At 64.6% G+C, this 18,089-nt stretch carries 17 protein-coding genes; 9 read left to right on the plus strand and 8 right to left on the minus strand.

The features are described from left to right. Nucleotides 1-18 precede the first annotated feature (18 nt). Both ABIA96_RS06925 and ABIA96_RS06930 read right to left on the minus strand, forming a co-directional pair. Nucleotides 19-894, minus strand: a complete 876-nt coding sequence (locus tag ABIA96_RS06925; protein WP_354136271.1) for an S-methyl-5'-thioadenosine phosphorylase — start codon at nucleotides 892-894, stop codon at nucleotides 19-21. 188 nt (nucleotides 895-1,082) lie between these two features. Beyond that, nucleotides 1,083-1,355, minus strand: coding sequence for a phosphopantetheine-binding protein (locus ABIA96_RS06930; protein WP_354136272.1), 273 nt, complete (start codon nucleotides 1,353-1,355; stop codon nucleotides 1,083-1,085). Nucleotides 1,356-1,712: 357 nt separating this feature from the next. On the opposite strand from ABIA96_RS06930, the gene ABIA96_RS06935 reads away from it, so the two are divergent. The 4 genes from ABIA96_RS06935 (at nucleotide 1,713) to ABIA96_RS06950 (ending at nucleotide 7,923) form a co-directional block, all read left to right on the plus strand. Next, nucleotides 1,713-2,930, plus strand: coding sequence for an acyl-CoA dehydrogenase family protein (locus ABIA96_RS06935; protein ID WP_354136273.1), 1,218 nt, complete (start codon nucleotides 1,713-1,715; stop codon nucleotides 2,928-2,930). A gap of 33 nt (nucleotides 2,931-2,963) precedes the next feature. Further along, nucleotides 2,964-3,944 carry an amino acid--[acyl-carrier-protein] ligase gene (locus ABIA96_RS06940; protein ID WP_354136274.1) on the plus strand — a complete coding sequence of 327 codons (981 nt, stop codon included), beginning with the start codon at nucleotides 2,964-2,966 and terminating at the stop codon, nucleotides 3,942-3,944. A gap of 36 nt (nucleotides 3,945-3,980) precedes the next feature. Beyond that, nucleotides 3,981-4,856, plus strand: a complete 876-nt coding sequence (locus ABIA96_RS06945) for a GNAT family N-acetyltransferase (protein ID WP_354136275.1) — start codon at nucleotides 3,981-3,983, stop codon at nucleotides 4,854-4,856. 199 nt (nucleotides 4,857-5,055) lie between these two features. Continuing rightward, complete coding sequence (locus ABIA96_RS06950; RefSeq protein ID WP_354136276.1) at nucleotides 5,056-7,923, plus strand: PAS-domain containing protein; 2,868 nt, start codon at nucleotides 5,056-5,058, stop codon at nucleotides 7,921-7,923. A 102-nt stretch (nucleotides 7,924-8,025) separates the two neighbouring features. Here ABIA96_RS06950 and ABIA96_RS06955 read toward each other — a convergent pair whose 3' ends face one another. Continuing rightward, entirely contained in the window at nucleotides 8,026-9,720 is a 1,695-nt protein-coding gene (locus tag ABIA96_RS06955) for an EAL domain-containing protein (protein WP_354136277.1), read from the minus strand. A 219-nt stretch (nucleotides 9,721-9,939) separates the two neighbouring features. On the opposite strand from ABIA96_RS06955, the gene ABIA96_RS06960 reads away from it, so the two are divergent. Further along, nucleotides 9,940-10,200, plus strand: coding sequence for a hypothetical protein (locus tag ABIA96_RS06960; protein WP_354136431.1), 261 nt, complete (start codon nucleotides 9,940-9,942; stop codon nucleotides 10,198-10,200). 6 nt (nucleotides 10,201-10,206) lie between these two features. Here ABIA96_RS06960 and ABIA96_RS06965 read toward each other — a convergent pair whose 3' ends face one another. The 3 genes from ABIA96_RS06965 to mtgA all read right to left on the minus strand — a co-directional run bounded on the left by ABIA96_RS06965 (nucleotide 10,207) and on the right by mtgA (nucleotide 12,021). After that, entirely contained in the window at nucleotides 10,207-10,845 is a 639-nt protein-coding gene (locus ABIA96_RS06965) for a hypothetical protein (RefSeq protein ID WP_354136278.1), read from the minus strand. Nucleotides 10,846-10,995: 150 nt separating this feature from the next. Next, nucleotides 10,996-11,178 carry a 50S ribosomal protein L32 gene (gene rpmF, locus ABIA96_RS06970; protein WP_007598106.1) on the minus strand — a complete coding sequence of 61 codons (183 nt, stop codon included), beginning with the start codon at nucleotides 11,176-11,178 and terminating at the stop codon, nucleotides 10,996-10,998. 168 nt (nucleotides 11,179-11,346) lie between these two features. Continuing rightward, nucleotides 11,347-12,021 carry a monofunctional biosynthetic peptidoglycan transglycosylase gene (mtgA, locus tag ABIA96_RS06975; protein ID WP_354136432.1) on the minus strand — a complete coding sequence of 225 codons (675 nt, stop codon included), beginning with the start codon at nucleotides 12,019-12,021 and terminating at the stop codon, nucleotides 11,347-11,349. Between the two features lie 161 nt (nucleotides 12,022-12,182). Here mtgA and ABIA96_RS06980 point away from each other — a divergent pair, with 161 nt between their 5' ends. Both ABIA96_RS06980 and ABIA96_RS06985 read left to right on the plus strand, forming a co-directional pair. Beyond that, nucleotides 12,183-13,106 carry a polyprenyl synthetase family protein gene (locus tag ABIA96_RS06980; protein WP_354136279.1) on the plus strand — a complete coding sequence of 308 codons (924 nt, stop codon included), beginning with the start codon at nucleotides 12,183-12,185 and terminating at the stop codon, nucleotides 13,104-13,106. A gap of 306 nt (nucleotides 13,107-13,412) precedes the next feature. Further along, nucleotides 13,413-14,096, plus strand: coding sequence for a DUF1345 domain-containing protein (locus tag ABIA96_RS06985; protein ID WP_354136280.1), 684 nt, complete (start codon nucleotides 13,413-13,415; stop codon nucleotides 14,094-14,096). Nucleotides 14,097-14,150: 54 nt separating this feature from the next. Here ABIA96_RS06985 and ABIA96_RS06990 read toward each other — a convergent pair whose 3' ends face one another. Both ABIA96_RS06990 and ABIA96_RS06995 read right to left on the minus strand, forming a co-directional pair. Continuing rightward, nucleotides 14,151-15,959 (minus strand): caspase family protein, encoded by a 1,809-nt coding sequence (locus tag ABIA96_RS06990; RefSeq protein ID WP_354136281.1) that lies wholly within the window; start codon nucleotides 15,957-15,959, stop codon nucleotides 14,151-14,153. 179 nt (nucleotides 15,960-16,138) lie between these two features. Beyond that, nucleotides 16,139-16,567 (minus strand): GFA family protein, encoded by a 429-nt coding sequence (locus tag ABIA96_RS06995; protein WP_354136282.1) that lies wholly within the window; start codon nucleotides 16,565-16,567, stop codon nucleotides 16,139-16,141. Nucleotides 16,568-16,661: 94 nt separating this feature from the next. Between ABIA96_RS06995 and ABIA96_RS07000 the strand changes: the two genes are divergently transcribed. Both ABIA96_RS07000 and bla read left to right on the plus strand, forming a co-directional pair. After that, nucleotides 16,662-17,036: a nuclear transport factor 2 family protein gene (locus ABIA96_RS07000; protein WP_354136283.1), complete on the plus strand. Its 375-nt coding sequence runs from the start codon at nucleotides 16,662-16,664 to the stop codon at nucleotides 17,034-17,036. Between the two features lie 180 nt (nucleotides 17,037-17,216). Then, nucleotides 17,217-18,074 (plus strand): class A beta-lactamase, encoded by an 858-nt coding sequence (bla, locus tag ABIA96_RS07005; protein ID WP_354136284.1) that lies wholly within the window; start codon nucleotides 17,217-17,219, stop codon nucleotides 18,072-18,074. The last annotated feature ends 15 nt before the right edge of the window (nucleotides 18,075-18,089 follow it).

Raw genomic sequence — 18,089 nt, forward strand, 5'->3', positions numbered from 1 at the left:
GGCGTTCTATCTTTCACTTCACGCACGCAGGATGCGCCCAGCCACCGCATCGAGCTTCTTCAGAAGCTCGGGATCGCGCGCCTCGGGTGCGGTGATCAGCGCGGTGTCGAGCGCGCGGTCCGATCCGATCGGACACGGCTCATGCTCGCGCGGAAAATCCTTGGCCAACCGTGCCACCAACCCCTTCGCCTTGTCCGCGTTCGAGGTCAGCACGCGAATGATGTCCTGCACGGTGACGGCGTCGTGATCAGGATGCCAGCAGTCGAAATCCGTCACCATCGCAACGGTCGCGTAGCAGATCTCGGCTTCGCGGGCGAGTTTCGCCTCCGGCATATTGGTCATGCCGATCACAGAATAGCCCAGCGTCTTGTAGGTCATGCTTTCCGCATAGGTGGAGAATTGCGGCCCTTCCATGCAGACATAGGTGCCGCCGCGCGCGATCGCGATGCCCTCCGCCTCGGCTGCCGCGGCCAGGTGGATGCGCAGCCGCGGCGAGACCGGATGCGCCATCGACACATGCGCCACGCAGCCCCTGCCGAAGAACGAGCTCTCGCGCTTGTGGGTGCGGTCGACGAACTGGTCGACGAGAACGAAAGTGCCCGGCGGCATCTCTTCCTTGAACGAGCCGCAGGCCGACAGCGAGATCAGGTCGGTGACGCCAGCACGCTTCAGCACGTCGACATTGGCGCGATAGTTGATGTCGGAGGGCGACAGCCGATGCCCCTTGTCGTGGCGCGGCAGGAACACGATCGGCAGGCCTGCGATGGCGCCGCGCCGCACGGGCGCCGACGGCTCGCCCCAGGGGCTCTTGATCACCTCTTCGCGCGCGCCCTCGAGACCCGGCAAATCGTAGATGCCGGAGCCGCCGATGATGCCCAATACCGCCCGCGTCATGCCTGCTCCACCCTGTCAGCTACGTGCGACATGGTTAAGCTATGCCAGTTTTGCGGCGGTTTTGAAACGGGGATGGGGGTCGATTGACGTCATTGCGAGGAGCGCAGCGACGAAGCAATCCAGGCTGCCGCTGCTGAGGCAGTCTGGATTGCTCCGCTTCGCTCGCAATGACGGAAGAGAGGGTCGACCTAGGCCGCGGTCGCCGGTTGCAGCTGGGTCGCGATCATACGTTCCAGTGTCTCAACCGACTGGAAATTCTCCGGCGTGATCTCGGTTTGCGGAATGGTGAAGTCGAACTCGGCCTCGACGCCCAGCATCAGATTGACCATGTCCATCGAGGTCAGGCCGGCATCAACGAGTTTCGTCGACGGCGTAATCTCGGCCGCGAGCGAGTTCTGCGCGAGGATGCCCTTCACCAACTTGGTGATGCGATTGCGTAAATCGATATCGAAGGCCTGCATCGGCGAATTCCCATCTGTCCATAAAGGTCGGGCCGGTTGCCGGGTACGATGGGCACGACGGGCCGGTCCCGCAATGGGCGTCACCATTACTTCGCGTTTCTTAGTAAACGATGACTCAGATTGTCTGGAATTCGGTCTTCTTCCAAAACCCTAACGCGATCGCGGAAATCTGCACCATGCGAACAACCGGACCTTAACTGTTCGTTCGGAATTGCAGTTCCTTTACCCTGTATTTCATCGACGAATTTGAATTAAATCCGTAGCCTCGTCTCACAAGCAAAGATGGTCGGAGGATCGCTTACTCGGCGTCGCGAATGATGCCGGCGATCCTGAACGACGAAGCGGAGGCGGACGAGTATGAACGTGCGTGAAGCAGTCCTCACTGTCGACGAAACGCGGCCGAGCCTTCTCGAGCACGGCCCCTCTTTGATCGAGCGCGCGGCGCGCACGGCAAGCGTGGCTGTGGCCGACGCCGATGACGTCGATCGCCACGCCCGCTTCCCGCACAAGGCTTTCGACGCCGCGCGCGAGCAGAAGCTGCTCGGCGTCATGATCCCGGTCGAGTTCGGTGGCTTCGGTGCCTCGATCCACGACGTTACCGACATCTGCTACACACTCGGCCGCGCCTGCGCCTCGACCGCGATGATCTACGCGATGCATACCACCAAGGTCGCCTGCGTGATCAGGCACGGCCACGGCATCCCCTGGATGGAAACCATGATGCGCCGGGTCGCCCGCGACCAGTGGCTGCTCGCCTCCTCCACCACCGAAGGCCAGAACGGCGGCAACATCCGCGCCAGCGCGGCCGCGGTCGACAACGCCGGCGACATCGTCTCGCTGGTACGCGACGCCACCGTGATCTCCTACGGCGCCCAAGCTGACGGCCTCGTCACCATCGCCCGCCGCGCCACCGAGGCCGCCGCTTCCGATCAGGTGCTGCTGGCGCTCGCCAGGGACGATTATTCGCTGAAGCAGACGCAGGGCTGGGAAACGCTCGGCATGCGCGGCACCTGCTCAACCGGCTTCGAGCTGAAGGTCGATTGCCCCGCCGACCGCGTCTTCCCGGAAGCCTATGACAAGATCCACGCCCAGACCATGACGCCGTTTGCGCATCTGTGCTGGTCGTCGGCGTGGGCCGGCATCGCCGCCGCCTCGGTCACGCGTGCACAGGCTTTCGTTCGCAAGGCGGCTCGCACCTCCGGTGGTCAGATGCCGCCAGCGGCCGCGCACTTCACCGCGGCGAAAATGTCGCTGGCAAAGCTGCGCGCGCTGATATCAGCCAATCTCGACGCCTTCGCTCGCGCCGAGCATGATGAGCGCGCGCTCGGCTCGCTCGACTTCCAGTCCTCGATCACGCTGCTGAAGGTGCAGGCCTCCGAGCTTGCGGTCGAAACCGTGATGCATGCGATGCGTACCGCCGGCCTGTCCGGCTACCGTAACGACGGCGAGTTCACGATGGGCCGCCACCTGCGCGATGTGCTGTCGTCGCCAATCATGATCAACAACGACCGCATTCTGGCCAACGCCGCCACATCGACGCTGATGAGTGGCATCCCGGCAAGTCTTCGTGACTGACCAAAACATTTGCAGATAACAGGAAGTCGAACAATGAACATTGCTGTTCTCCCCGATTCGCCCGAGACCGCCCCGCAGATCGCAGATCCGCTCGATCATCTCGCCGACAAGCTGTTCCACCGCATGGGCGCGGACGGCGTCTATGCCCGCACCGCGCTTTATGAAGGCGTCGTCGAGAAACTCGCCGCGCTGATCAGCAGCAACCGCGAGGCCGGCACCGAGGTGATGCGCTTCCCGCCGGTGATGAGCCGCGCCCAGCTGGAAAAGTCCGGCTACCTGAAGAGCTTCCCGAACCTGCTCGGCTGCGTCTGCGGCCTGCACGGCACCGAGCGCGAGATCAATGCCGCGGTGAGCCGCTTCGACGCCGGCGGCGACTGGACTTCGTCGCTGTCGCCGGCCGACCTCGTGCTGTCGCCCGCGGCCTGCTATCCCGTCTATCCAATCGCGGCGAGCCGTGGCCAGCTGCCGAAGGGTGGCCTGCGCTTCGACGTCGCGGCCGACTGCTTCCGCCGCGAGCCGTCGAAACATCTCGACCGGCTGCAATCGTTCCGGATGCGCGAATATGTCTGCATCGGCACGCCCGATGACGTCGCCGATTTCCGCGAGCGCTGGATGGTGCGCGCACAGGCGATCGCGACGGAGCTCGGCCTGACCTTCCGCGTCGACTATGCCAGCGACCCCTTCTTCGGGCGCGTCGGCCAGATGAAGGCGGTGAGCCAGAAGCAGCAGCAGCTCAAGTTCGAACTGCTGATCCCGCTGCGCTCCGAAGAGCAGCCGACCGCCTGCATGAGCTTCAACTATCATCGCGAACATTTCGGCACGACCTGGGGCATCCAGGACGCCAATGGCGAACCCGCCCATACCGGCTGCGTCGCCTTTGGTATGGACCGCCTGGCCGTCGCCATGTTCCACACCCACGGCACCGATCTCTCCGTCTGGCCCGCCAAGGTGCGGGACATCATGGGCCTGCAGCCGCAAATCGCGGCCGACGCTCACGGCGAAGGCTGGCGCTAAGGCAAGAGGCCGATCATTTCCACGGGCAAGACGAGCGTGATCCACACCAAGGTCCGATGTCGCGAGATCACCGAGTCCGATGTTGAAGCCATCGCGGACTTGCTGACGCGCGGCTTCGTCGGCCGCTCGCGCAATTACTGGATCCAGGGCTTGCGCCGGCAGGCCTTCCGGCCGGTGCCGGACGGCTATCCGCGCTTCGGCTACATGCTCGACAATGACGGCGAGCCGGTCGGCGTGCTGCTGCTGATCTACACGACACGGCAGAACGGCGAGGAAACCGCCATTCAGTGCAATTTGTCGAGTTGGTATGTCGATCCCGCCTACCGCAACTACGCGCCCCTGCTGACCAAGATCGCGCAGCGGCACAAGCACGTGACCTATCTCAACATCAGCCCGGCCGTGTGGACCTGGCCGATCATCGAGACGCAGGGCTTTCGCGCCTATTGCCGCGGCCTGTTCTTCTCGGTACCGGCGCTGTCGCGCGCGCCGCGCTGGAGCAAGATCGAGGTCATCTCCCCGCACGCCAAGCAGATCGAGGGCCTGTCCGAGGCCGAGACCGAGCTGCTGACGCGGCATGCGCGCTATAATTGCCTCAGCCTAGTCTGCCGCACGCCAAAGGGCACCTTCCCCTTCATCCTGCAAGCGGTGCGCATCCGCCGCGGCTTCATTGCTCCGCCGGCGATGCAACTGATCTACTGCCGCAGCGCCGCCGAATACGCTGCTTGCGCCGGCCGTATCGGCCGGCTGTTGCTGCGGCTGGGCAAGATCGCGGTGATCGTCGATTCCAACGAGCGCATCCCCGGCCTTGTCGGTATTTATACCGAACGGCGCGGCCGCAAATATTTCAAGGGCCCGCACCGCCCCCGGCTGGCCGACCTCACGGACACCGAGCTCGTGCTGTACGGGCCGTAATACGGGCCACATGCTGCAAACCCAGCGTCGTCCCGGCGAAGGCCGGGATTTGTTTGCACGGTCCACGGCCTGCACTCTGCGTATCTCCAGTCACCCTCCGTAAACTACGGCGCTTAAGGGAATTTTCCCGCCTCTCCGCTACGTTCAGTGGCTGAACTACGTTGCGTCAAGTCTATTGCCACCGAGATCCACTGATCCCATGACGTCGGCCCGCGACAACGAGCTCGGTGCACGCCGCGAGCAAGGCCAGCAGGCCCTGCTCTCGCTGAGCCAGCTCGCGCTCGACGGCATGGAACAGGGCGTCTGCGTCTACGATGCCGACAACCGGATCGTGCTGGTCAACCGCCGGTATATCGAGCTGTTCGAAATGTCGGCCGACATCGTCCGGACCGGAACGCGCTACCGCGACGTGCTCGGCCACAGCGTGGCGCTCGGCAATATCCCGGCAAGCGAGGTTGACGCGCTCTACGCTTCCCGGATCGCATTGATTGCCGCCGGCAAGCCGTTCCATACGCGGCAGACACTCGCAAGCGGCCTTGTCATCACGCTCGAACTGAAGCCGCTTCCCGACGGCGGCTGGATGACGATCTGCGACGACGTCAGCCGCCTCGCCCGGCTCGAGACTGAGCTGCAACTCCAGACCGAGCGCAGCCAGCACGCACTTGCCCACATGTCGCACGGCCTCATCATGTACGACGCCGACGCCCGCGTCGTCGTCTGTAACGAGCGGTTCCTGCAATTCTACAACCTCGACCCCGACGTCGTGAAACCGGGTGTCGCGCATAGCACGGCCATCGACCACTGGCTGTCGCGCGGCAACAGAACGGACATGTCCGGAGAGGAGTTCCGCGATGCCCGGATCAACGACGTCCGGATTAGGAGCCCGAAGACCATTCTGGTGACGCGCTATGACGGCCGCAAGGTGCAAGCCGTATCCCGGTTCATGCCGGACGGCGGCTGGGTCACCGTGCACGAGGACGTCACCGAACGGCTGCAGCACGAGGAGACGCTGAAGCAGCAGAACCTCATGCTGGATGCCGCGCTCGAAAACATGGCGCATGGGCTTGCGTTCTACGACAGCGACATGCGCCTGCGCATCTGCAATTCCACCTACCAGGAAATCTACCGGCTGTCGCCGGAGGAGAGCAAGCCCGGCACGCATCTCGCCGAGCTGATCGAGCGCTCGATGGCAAATGGCGCCTTCGCCTCCGACTACAGCCCGCAGCAGATTCTGGAAGCCGCCCGCACCCGGATCGCGGACCGTGACTCCTCGCCGATGCGACGGAGCATGACCAACGACACGGTGATCTCGGTGCGCTATTGCACCCTGCCCGAGGGCGGCTTCGTCGCCACCTATGAGGATATCACCGAGCGCGAGCACGCGGTCGAGGAGCTGAGCGAGCAGTATCGCCGCTTCGACGCGGCGCTGAACAACATGAGCCAGGGCCTGTGCATGCTCGACGCAAGCCTGCACGTGATCGTTTGTAACCGCCGCTACATCGAGATGTACGGCCTTTCGCCTGACATCGTGAAGCCCGGCGTCTCGATGCGCGAGATCATGGAGCACAGCTGCGATCTCGGCATCCATCCGAACACGACGGGCGCGAGGATTTACGCGGACTATGTCGAACGGCTGCGCGAGGGCGAGCACACCCTGCACCGCCATCTGACCGATGGCCGCATTATCAAGCTCAACCACAAGCGGATGGAGCATGGCGGCTGGGTCGTCACCTACGAGGACGTCACCGAGCGTCACAAGGCCCAGGCCCGGGTCGCGCACATGGCGCAGCACGATTCGCTGACCGACCTGCCCAACCGCACGCTGTTCCGCGAGAAGATGGGCGACGGGCTGAACCAGGTTGCGATAGCCGGCGGCGCCATGGCCGTCTTGTGCTTCGATCTCGATAATTTCAAGACCGTCAACGACCGGCTCGGCCACGCTGCCGGCGACCGGCTGCTGCGCTGGGTTGCGGCGCGGCTGAAGGAGAATGTCGGCGAGCACGACACCGTCGCCCGTCTCGGCGGCGACGAGTTCGCCGTGCTCCAGCGCGGACCGCAGCCGCAATCGGCGGAGCGGCTTGCACGACGCCTGGTCGAGATCATCGGCCACCCGCCGCCGCTGGAAAGCCAGTCGATCCATGTCGGCGTGTCCGTCGGCATCGCGATCGCGCCCGATCACGGGCTCGACGCCGACGAACTGATGAAATGCGCCGATCTCGCGCTGTACCAGGCCAAGGCCAAGGGGCGCGGCGCCTATCAGCTGTTCGAGCCCGAAATGGAAGAGGAGGCGCGCAGGCGGCACGCGCTGGAGCACGATCTGCGCGGCGCGCTGGAAGCCAGCCAATTCCATCTGGTGTTCCAGCCGCAAGTGCAGCTCGACAGCACCGAGCTGACCGGCTTCGAGGCGCTGCTGCGTTGGAAACATCCGTCGCGCGGCTTCGTCTCGCCGGCCGAATTCATTCCGATCGCCGAAGAGAACGGGTTGATCGTTCCGATCGGCGAATGGGTGTTGCGCACGGCTTGTGCCACAGCTGCGTCATGGCCGGATCTCACTGTCGCGGTGAACCTGTCACCGGTGCAGTTCCGCGCGCGCGGACTGGTGGCGATGGTCACGAGCGCGCTTGCGGAAGCCGGTCTGCCGCCGCAACGGCTCGAGCTCGAGGTCACCGAGACGGCGCTGCTCGATGACAGCGAAGCGACGATCGAAATCCTGCACCAGCTCCGCGCCCTCGGCGTGCACGTCAGCCTCGACGATTTCGGCGTCGGCTATTCCTCACTGAGCTATCTGCGCAAATTTCCGTTCGACCGCATCAAGATCGACCGCTCCTTCGTCGGCACACTCGGCGAAAGTCCGGAGAGCGTCGCCATCGTCCGGACCATCGCGAGCCTCGGCTCGGTGCTCGGCGTCGAGACCACGGCGGAAGGCGTCGAGACGGTGGAGCAGCTCGAATTCGTCCGCGAATGCGGCTGCACCGCGGTGCAGGGATATTATTTCGGCAAGCCGTGTCCGGCAGCCGAAGTGGGACACACCATCGAGACGCTGAACGCGGTCCGCCGGGTGGCGTGAGCCTTCTCCTTCCGCGAGAACAACCCCATACACAGTAGAAGGGGCTTTGATTTCAAAGGAGAAATTCGTGGGCACGCTTCGCTTTGCCCACCCGACGATGTCTCAGCTTGCCGCAGGCAGCGCGCTGTCCGGTGGCGGGCACCACGGGCGATCAGCCGACGCCAGCCCGATCAGGCGGCCCTGGATGTAGTCGCAGCCCCAATCGCGCAGCATGTTGGCGGCCTCCTCGTCCTGCACCCATTCGGCGACGGTCTTGATGTCGAGGCGGCGGGCGAGGTCGATCAGGGTCTGCACGAAGGCGCGGTCGTCGACGGAGTGGGTGATGTTCTGCACGAAGGCGCCGTCGATCTTCACGATATCCACGCCGAGCTTGCGCAAATTGCGGAAAGAAGTGTAGCCGGCGCCGAAATCGTCGATGGCGATGCGGCTGCCGAAATTCTTGAGGCGGCTGACAAAGGCGCGGACATCGTCGATGTCCTGGATCGCGACGGTTTCGGTGATCTCGACGATCAGCCGCTCGGCGACGCCGGGATGGGCGCGCATCAGCGATTCGATTCCGGCCCACCAGTCGGGATCCATCGTGGTATCAGGCGAGATATTGAGGCTGAGGCGGATATCGGGCGCCGCCGCGAGCTCGGCAACCACGAGCTCCAGCACGCGGTGATCGACGAGCCGAATGAGACCGAGCCGCTCGGCGACCGGAACGATGTCGGGCGCGAGCAGCACCTGGCCGTCGCCCTGATCCATCCGCACCAGGCATTCGTGGAACGCGCGCTCGCGCGTGGCAGCCGACACCACCGGCTCATAAGCGAGCTTGATGCGGCGCTCGTTCAACGCGGTGACGATCTCGTCGGTGACGCGGATGTTGACGCGGCGCTGCGCGTCACGCTCGGCGTTCGGACGCCAGGCGGCGAACGAGCCGACGCGACGACGCTTGGCGCCGTCCAGCGTCTCATGGGCGCGGTTGATCGCCTCGTCGGTATTACGGGCATAGCGCGGCAGGCTGACCGCGCCAATCGAGACGGTGACCGAGACCGGGCCTGATTTGGTCGGCACCACCTCGTCACGGATGCCGGCAAGGAAACGCTCGGCGGCGACGTTCATGTCGTCGACGGTGCAATTCTTCAGGATCAGGCCGAACTTGTTGCCGGAGAAGCGGCCGAGCACGTCGCCGCCGCGCAAGCGCGTGCGAATGCGCCTGGCGACGTCGAGGATCACGGCATCGGCAACGTCGAAACCGAAGGCGTCGTTGACGCGGGCGAGATGATCGATGCCGACCAGCATGAAGGCTGCGGTCGAGCGGAAGCGGCTCGTCTCCTCGATCGCTTCGGCGAGCGCCGCGATCAGGTGAGAGCGATTGAGCTCGCCGGTCAGCGGATCGAGCCGCGCAAGCTTGGTCAGCTCCTCGTCGCGGGCGTGCCGCTCATTGTTGATGCGGACGGAGCCGATCGCACGCATTGGGCGGCCGTCGGCACCGGCGAACCAGCGACCGGTCTCCTCGATCCAGACCACCGGATCGGAGGCGCTCATGCGCACGCCATATTCGACCCGGTAGGGCGTGCCTTCGGTACCGTGCACGGCGGATGTCTGCGCCAACGCGGCGTTCCGCAGCGTTTGCGCGGGCTCAATCAGCTTGGCGAATTCGGCGCCGGTCGCGAGCCGCTCAGCGGGAATCCCGGGGAAGATGACGCCGGCCTGCTCACCCCAGACGATGGCGTCGCTCGCGATATCCCAGACGAACACGGCCTGACCGAGAGCGGCCAGGATTTCGGAGGCTTGCGGCAATGCTGGGGTCAAAAGCGCCTCGTTTCGGGACAGCGGGGAGTCCTGAGCCGGGACAGAATACGGCCAGATTCGCCCCCGACCCTAGGCAAAGTTCATAAACAATTTGGAAACCACGTTTCCGAGTGCCCTGGAACGGAATAGGCTCGGCCGGCATAGACCTTGCGAGACCATCACATGCACCGGCGCGAGCGTCCCAAAACGCGCCAGTTCAACCGGATTAGCGGTGTTGCGATGGTGAATGTGGACCAGATCGAGGAGACAACGCGGGAAGCGAGTACCGCGCTGGTACCGCTGACGCCGGTTTTGCAGTGGGTCCGCAAGATGCCGCTGACGCGCCCCGATCCAAGCTTCGTCACCCAACTGATCGCCAATGCCGAGCACGCGCCCCAGGCAAGCCGGCTGCGTCGCGAAACGTCCGAGAATGCGCGCATGGCCTATGGCAGCAAACACCCGCTTCCCAGCGTCAGCTCACGCACGCGTCAGGTGGCGTAACGCCGCTCAGCGCGGCTCTTCAGGCGAGGATGGCGTGCCGTTGCCCGGCTGCAAATGCGGCGAGGGAATTTCCGGCGACGGCGCGATGCCCGGCTTCGGCACGGGGTGATCCATCAGTACGGATTCGGCAACCGATTGTGCCGAGGGTGAGGGCGGCTCAGGCTGCGGCGCAAGCACGGGATCAAGCTTCGGCTCGAACACCGTTGCCGGTGGCGGCGCCTCGGCCTGGCGCTTCGCCTTGCGCGGCACCGCTACGGTCTCGGCCGCAACATAGGCGATACGGCGGCGTGCGCGTTGAGCGATGCCGCCGAGGAAATCCGCCATCGCAAGCAGCACCAGCAGGAAAAAGGTCGAGTTGCCGAACTTGGGCCACAGCACGAATTCGGCAGCGGCCGCGCCGAACAGGATCAGCGACAGCAGATGATCCATCAGGAATTTCGCGCCGGGCCGCGCGCCCTTGACCACTTCGAGCAGCAGCAGCAGCACGCCGAGCGCGAGCAGCAGATCGGCCAGCGTGACCGGCCAGGTCTCGCCCGTGATCATCGGCACCTTGAACAGCACATCCGAGAAGGACACGCTGGGCATCAGGAAGGCGATGATGTTGTAGACCGCGAGCGGAATCAGAAGCAGCGGGAAACCGACCATCGGGGGAAGGCCTTCTCGATCAAGATGTCCGAACAGGACAATGCAGCGGCGCAGCATTCGCTCCGCCGCCGTCACCGTCATACCTCATGGATTGGCCGAAATCAGGCAGGTCACGCTATCCTGACTATCTGCCCGAGGAAGAGCCCTGGCTCAGGACTCTTTCTTCTTCAGGACCTGACGGCCCTTGTACATGCCGGTCTTGAGGTCGAGATGGTGCGGACGACGGAGCTCGCCGGAGTCCTTGTCTTCCACATAGGTCGGCTTCTTGATGGCGTCTGCCGAGCGGCGCATGCCACGGCGCGACGGCGAGGTTTTTCTTCTCGGAACGGCCATTTCAATATCCTCTAGGGATTGGTGTTTTGGGGCATCGTCCGCGATCGGACGGCTCAGCACCCGCAAACCGAGGCGAGCTGAATGCCGGTCAAGGCCGGGCTTATAGAGGAAGGCTGGCCGCAAATCTAGGCTTTTGGACCGGAAAATGCGCCCGAAAAGGGCCCCAAATCAGCGATTTTCACGCCAGCAGGTCAATAGTGAGGAGGCTTGCCCCCTCGCCACATAGGTCCCGGCCAGCCGTCGGACACCCGGTCCAGGGGTCCTGGCGTTGCGTTTGACCGGATTCGGCAGGATCGAGGCCAAAAGGGCCGCTTCCCGGGGGGACAAGCTGGCGGCCGACTTGCCGAAGGCATAGGCGCTGGCGGTCTCCACCCCGAATTGGCCCTGCGGGCCGAGCTCGGCGATGTTCAGGTAAATCTCCAGGATCCGATGCTTGGGCAGCACGAAATCGATCCAGAGCGCCAGCGGGAACTCGAGCGCCTTGCGGACAAAATCCCGGCCTTGCCAGAGGAACAGGTTTTTCGCGACCTGCTGGGTGATGGTGGAGGCGCCGCGGAACGGGGTGCCGTCCTCCTGGGCGTCGTCGATCGCCTCGCGCAGCGCGCCCCAGTCGATGCCGTGGTGCTTGCAGAAATGGGCGTCCTCGGCGGCTACCACCGATCGCGGCAAATACGGCGACATCGCCGCCAGATCGATCCATTCCCGATGCATCGGCGCGCCCGTCAGCGAGCGCCAGGCCATCAGCGTCGAAACAGGATGACCAGCGCGGTAGAACGGCGCGACAAAATAGGGCGCGAGAGCCACGACCGCGAGCACCAGCAGCAGGATTCTAACAATGCGCAAATCGACCTTTCCGGCGCGAAATAAAACCTGGCCGAGGATCCCGCCATTAAGTCTGTGATAATTCGGGCCTTTTCCAGCACTTTTTAGGCCTTCCAAACGATTGACTGGGGCGGGCGCATAAAGGATTGTCCCGCCGAATTTTAGTCTTGGAGCCTTTCTTGATGACCGGCACGTCCCCGTCCGATTTCGCCAAGCGTTTGGACAAGACCGCTGACGACACCGAGGCCCTGCTCGGGCGCCTCCTGTCGGACGACATCCTGCACGATGAGATCGCCCGTCCCAAGCGACTGATGGACGCAATGCGCTATTCGAGCCTGAATGGCGGCAAGCGCCTGCGGCCGTTCCTGGTGGTCGAGAGCGCGGCCGTGTTCGGTGTTCCCCGCGAAGCGGCGCTGCTCGTGGGCGCCGCGCTCGAATGCATCCATTGCTATTCGCTGATCCATGACGATCTGCCGGCGATGGACAATTCGGACCTGCGCCGTGGCCGCCCCACCCTGCACAAGCAGACCGATGACGCCACCGCGATCCTCGCCGGCGACGGCCTTCTGACGATTGCCTTCGACATCGTCACCCGCGACGAGATCCATCGCGACGCCAATGTGCGGCTGCTCTTGACGCGGGCGCTGGCGCGCTGCGCCGGCATCGGCGGCATGGTCGGCGGCCAGATCCTCGACCTCGCCGGCGAAGGCCGCTTTGGCGGCAACGAACCGATCGATGTCGCCCGTATTCAGCAGATGAAGACCGGCGCGCTCCTGCGCTATGGCTGCATCGCCGGAGCGATCCTCGGCCAAGCCTCGAAGGCGGAATATCAGGCGCTCGACGATTACGGCCGCGCGCTCGGTGAAGCCTTCCAGATCGCCGACGATCTGCTCGACGTCGAAGGCGATGCGGCAGCGCTCGGCAAGCCGGCCGGCGCTGATGCCGCGCTCGGCAAGACCACCTTCGTCACCCAGCTCGGCATCGAAGGCGCCAAGCAGCGCGTGCGCGATCTGTTGGCGCGTGCCGACAGCGCCGTCGCGATCTTCGGCGACCGCGCCGCCGTGCTGCAAGCCGCCGCGCGCTTCGTCGCCGAACGCAAGAACTGACGCAGCGGACGACTTCACCTCGCCCCGCAAGCAGCAGGGCAATCGCATATGGCAGTTTGCGCGATCGCAGCGCGCGCCTCGTCCTTCGAGACGACCGCTTCGCGGTCTCCTCAGGATGAGGCTAAGTGGCATCGGTTCTGGTCGAAACGACGGCCGCACACTCGGTCCTCATCCTGAGGGCCCGCCAACGGCGGGCGTCTCGAAGGATGGCTACGGGGGAATCGCTCCCATATGCGATTGCCCTGCCGCAAGCGGGGCGAGGGAGCAGACCGCCGCCTCGGCAACAGTGAGAGAGCCACCATCATCATGGCCACTGACAAAGAAGATCCTGTCCTCGTCCGCTTCCGCCAGATGTCGCGGCCGATGCGGCTGATCTATTCGCGACCGCGGACCTTCATTTCGCTCGCTGTCGGCATCCTCGTCTGCCTGCTCGTCCCCGGTTCGTACCGGCTGGTGACGCGGCTGTTGTTCGGCTGGGATGCGCTGATCGCGGTTTATCTCGCGCTGGTCTATACGATGATGCTGTGCAACGACCACCAGCACATCCGCCGTGCGGCTGCGATGCAGGACGACGGCCGCTTCGTGATCCTGCTGGTGACGGCCGTTGGCGCGTTTGCCAGCATTGCCGCGATCGTCTCGGAGCTCGGCGCTCATCGCGGCGCTGCGGAGCTGAGCATCGCCATCACCACCATCGCACTGTCCTGGGCCGCGGTGCACACGACCTTCGCGCTGCATTACGCCCATGACTATTACCGCCACCCGCCGGGCGGATTGCAGTTCCCGAGCGGCGACAAGGAAGACCACGCCGATTATTGGGACTTCGTCTATTTCTCGTTCGTGATCGGCATGACCGCACAGGTCTCCGACGTCGGTATCACCGACAAGACCATCCGCCGCACCGCCACGGCGCACGGCATCGTGTCCTTCATCTACAACACGGCGCTGCTGGCGCTGACGGTGAACATCGCGGCGAGCGCGATTGCGACATGATCCCCGCGACATTGTCCGGACTTCGCCGGGACAATGTCGGGGGAAACAGCGCCCTCAGTTGCAGACCTCGACATTGGCATCAACGTGAGGGCCGCCGCCACCGCGATATTCGAGGTGGCAGCCGCGCTGGACCGGACGGCAGAGCAGATCGTTGCAAAAAATCTGGCCGCCGCCCCCCGAGGCGCGACCCGCGCCGGCCGCAGCGTTGCCGCCCGCCGCTCCAGCGGCCGCGCCACCGGACTGACGCCGCTGCCGTGCCGGACGATCATCGCCGTCGTCGCGCTTGGCGGTTGCAGGCTTGGTCGCCTTGCCGGCGCGCTGTTTTTCGCATTCATTGTCGCCGTTCAGCGCATAGCCATCGCCGCAGACGATCCTGGAGCATTTGTCACCGTCGGCCTTGAAGCCGTGATCGCAGACCAGCGGGCAGACGCGCGACTGTTTGGACTTGACCGTATCGAGCGCATCCGAGCTCGCCTCCTTCACGTCGAGCCTGGTGCCGGCATAACGGTTGAACTGCGACAGCGACGGCTGCGCGGACGTATTCCAGTTACCGTCAGCCTGTCCGGAGAAACAGCCGACGCGGCCGAGCTCGGTCTGCACCGAGCTGCTGAGATCGGCCGGTGCCGTTGCGGGCGTCAATGAAGCGACATTGGTGCCGGCAGGGCTCGCCGTGCTGGCCGGCGCGGCGTTCGGTGCAGTGGCGGCGAGATTGACGCGCTGCTGCTCGGCAGCCGCAGCCTGCTGCTGGGCCTGCTCCTTGGCCTTTTGCGCGGCAAGCTGGGCCTGCTCGGCCACCTTCGCATCGGCAGCAGCCCTGGCCTGCGCATCTTTCTGCGCGCCAAATGCGGCGAGACGGTCGCGCTCGGCCTCGGCCTGCTTCGCCTTCTCGGTCGCCGCCACATGAACCTGCTCGGCCTGGATCTTGTCGATCTGAAGCTTGGCAAGATTCGCATAGAAGCCGTCGGGATGCTGGGCGAGGAAGGCATCCCACGCCGGCCTGTTGCCGACCTGGAGCGCGAGTTCGTAGTCGCGGCGCATGTCGGCCTGCGGATTCACCACAGGCGCCACTGGTGCTGCGGCCATCACTTTGACCGGCACCAGCGGCACGTCATCGCCGCCGAGCGAGCCGTAGACGAACGGCTCCTGCTTATTGCCGGTCGACTTGAGCACGTCGTCGCGCACGAAACCGAAAGCGCGGCGGATGTCGAGACCCGGCGTCGTCAGATGCTTCGACAGCGCGATGGTGAACGGGCTATTGGCACCGTCGCCGTCCTGCGCCGTGAAGCCGGCCTTGGCAGAATAGGCGATCAGCGTGTTGGAGCTGGACGGTTCGACCCGAGCCAGACCACGGCCGATGCCACGCGCGGCGAGCGTGCGTTTCATGGTCCTGCCGAACGGATTGTCACGGCAGGCGTCGAGGATCACCAGACGAAGCTGTTTCGCCGGCCCCACTGCGACCAGAATACGATCGAGCGAGAGCGCCTCGTCATAGACATCGGTGTCGCGCTCGAGCCTTGCATCGACCGGGATCAGATAGTTGGCTCCTTCGACCTCGATGCCATGGCCGGCATAGTAGACCACGGCGATGTCGGCATCGCGGGTCGCATCGGCGAACTCGCGCAGCACGCGCCGCGTATCGAGCGCGGTCAGATCGTGGCGGGAATCGACGACATCGAAGCCGGCGTCCGTCAGCGTCTTCGCCATCACCGCACCGTCGTTGACGGGATTGGCGAGCGAGGGCGCGTGCTGATAGGCCGAGTTGGCCAGCACCAGCGCGACGCGCTTTCCGGCGAAGGCGGGCTCAGCGCCGAACATCAGCGCAGCAGCGAGGAGAAACGGGCAAAGTCTGAAAAAATTGCGCACACAACTTCCAAAAGTTCGGGGCAGTTCACACCCTCAGGGATAGCCTTAGCAAGATCCAGCGCCTGCGCTTGTGATGGAGGTCACGAAGACAGCGGCGGCGACAGGCCGGGGAGCCCCTTTTGTTAGTCGCGCCAGTGCCTTGGCGGTTCGCCGCCAAAGCCCGCGCGGGCTGGCCTTCCCTAGGCATCCCCGACGTGTCCCCGGTACTGCGGCAAACCGTCCGTGATCTCGTGCCACGGCGCCTTGGAGCCGACGAAAATATGGGCGGTCGGGCGGATCGAGGGGGCATCGACCAGGGTTCCCATGGCGACATGGACCCATTTTCCTTCGCGAACCCGGGAATAAAGCAGCGAGCCGCAGCGGCCGCAGTGCGCGTCATGGGTGATGTCGTCCCCGTAAATCATCCGCTGGTCCTCGCCCCTGACGAGGCGGAGCTTGCTGGATTCGACGCCGGCGAACGGCTTGAAGGCGGAACCGGTGGTCCGGCGGCAGTTCGAGCAGTGGCAGTTCAGCGCATAGGCGAACGCATCCGCCACCTCGTAGCGGACGGCGCCGCAATAGCATTCGCCGGCAAGGATTCGAGCGTTCGATTCTTCTGATCCGGTCATGACGGTGCCCTCGTACAAATGGCGGAAGACACCCATAGCGCAATTCGATGCCTACCATTAAGTTCGCCGCGCGCCATCGTTCAAAGGGATGACCATGAGCCAGAATCGTTCGAGCGTCGAAGCCGTCGTGCAATCCTATTTTGACGGGCTCTACGAGGGCGACGCCGAAAAGCTCGGCGTTATCTTCCATCCGTCTGCCGATCTGCGCTGGGTCGAGAAGGGCGAGTTGCAAGTGCTCACCGTGCCGGACTGGCTCGACCGCGTGCGCAAGCGCGCCTCCGCCAAGGCGGAAGGCAAGCCGCGCGAGGACTTCATCGTCACCATCGACCGCTCCGACGACAAGACCGCCTTCATCAAGGTCAAATGCCAGCTGCCGCCGCGTTTCTTCACGGATTATCTGGTGGCCATGAAGCTCGCCGATGGCTGGCAGATCGTGTCGAAATCGTATCGGTATGACCTGAAGGAGTGAGGCTTTCGCTGCCTGAAATCAGGCACAATCGTCTCGCATTTCTCCGTCATTGCGAGCGCAGCGAAGCAATCCAGAATCCCGCCGCGGTGACAGACTGGATTGCTTCGCTGCGCTCGCAATGACGGGCGCGGATGGCGCGTCCATTGCGTCTCCCGTCTCCCAATCGCCCGAAAGTCCCCCATGCTGCTCGATCGCCGTTCTTTGCTCGCCTCTCTCTGCTGGATGGCCGCTTCGCCCGCGCTCGCCGCGGACGCACCGCCTGAGCTCGGATCCTACGAGCGCGAAAGCGGCGGGCGGGTCGGGGTCTACGCGGAGAATCTCGCCACCGGAGCGAAGCTGACCTGGCGGGCTGACGAGCGCTTCGTGATGTGCTCGACCTTCAAGGCTTCGCTTGCGGCTTGCGTGCTCGCGCGGGTCGATCGCGGCGAGGAGAAGCTGGCCGCGATGATCCCTTATGGCAAGACCGACCTATTGGAGTACGCGCCGGTCGCGAAGCAAAACCTCTCGGCCGGCGCAATGTCGGTCGCGCATATGTGCAAGGCAATCGTCGAGCTCAGCGACAACACCTGCGCCAATCTGCTGCTCGCGCGGATCGGCGGCCCCGCCGCACTCACCGCGTTCTGGCGATCGATCGGCGACATCACTTCGCGGCTCGACCACAACGAGCCCGAGCTGAACCGCTCGCCGCCCGGCGATCCCCATGACACCACGACGCCGGCGGCAATGGCGGGCAATCTCAAGCGGCTGGTGACGGGCGCAGCGCTGTCGCCGGCCTCGCGGGCCCAGCTCACCGACTGGATGGTGGGCTGCAAGACCGGCGCGAACCGGCTGCGCGGCGGCCTGCCGGCAGGCTGGAAGATCGGCGACAAGACCGGCAACAACGGCAAGGACGCGTCGGGCGATATCGCAGTCGCCTGGCCCAAGCCCGATGCGCCGATCCTGATCGCGGCCTATACCCAGGGCGGCACTCCGAATGCAGCGCAGATCGAGGCGGTGTTCGCCCGCATCGGACGCATGGTGGCCGAACGACTGGTGTAAGCCGCTCTGCATTGA

This window comes from Bradyrhizobium sp. LB11.1, from assembly GCF_040549385.1.
Lineage (GTDB): Bacteria > Pseudomonadota > Alphaproteobacteria > Rhizobiales > Xanthobacteraceae > Bradyrhizobium.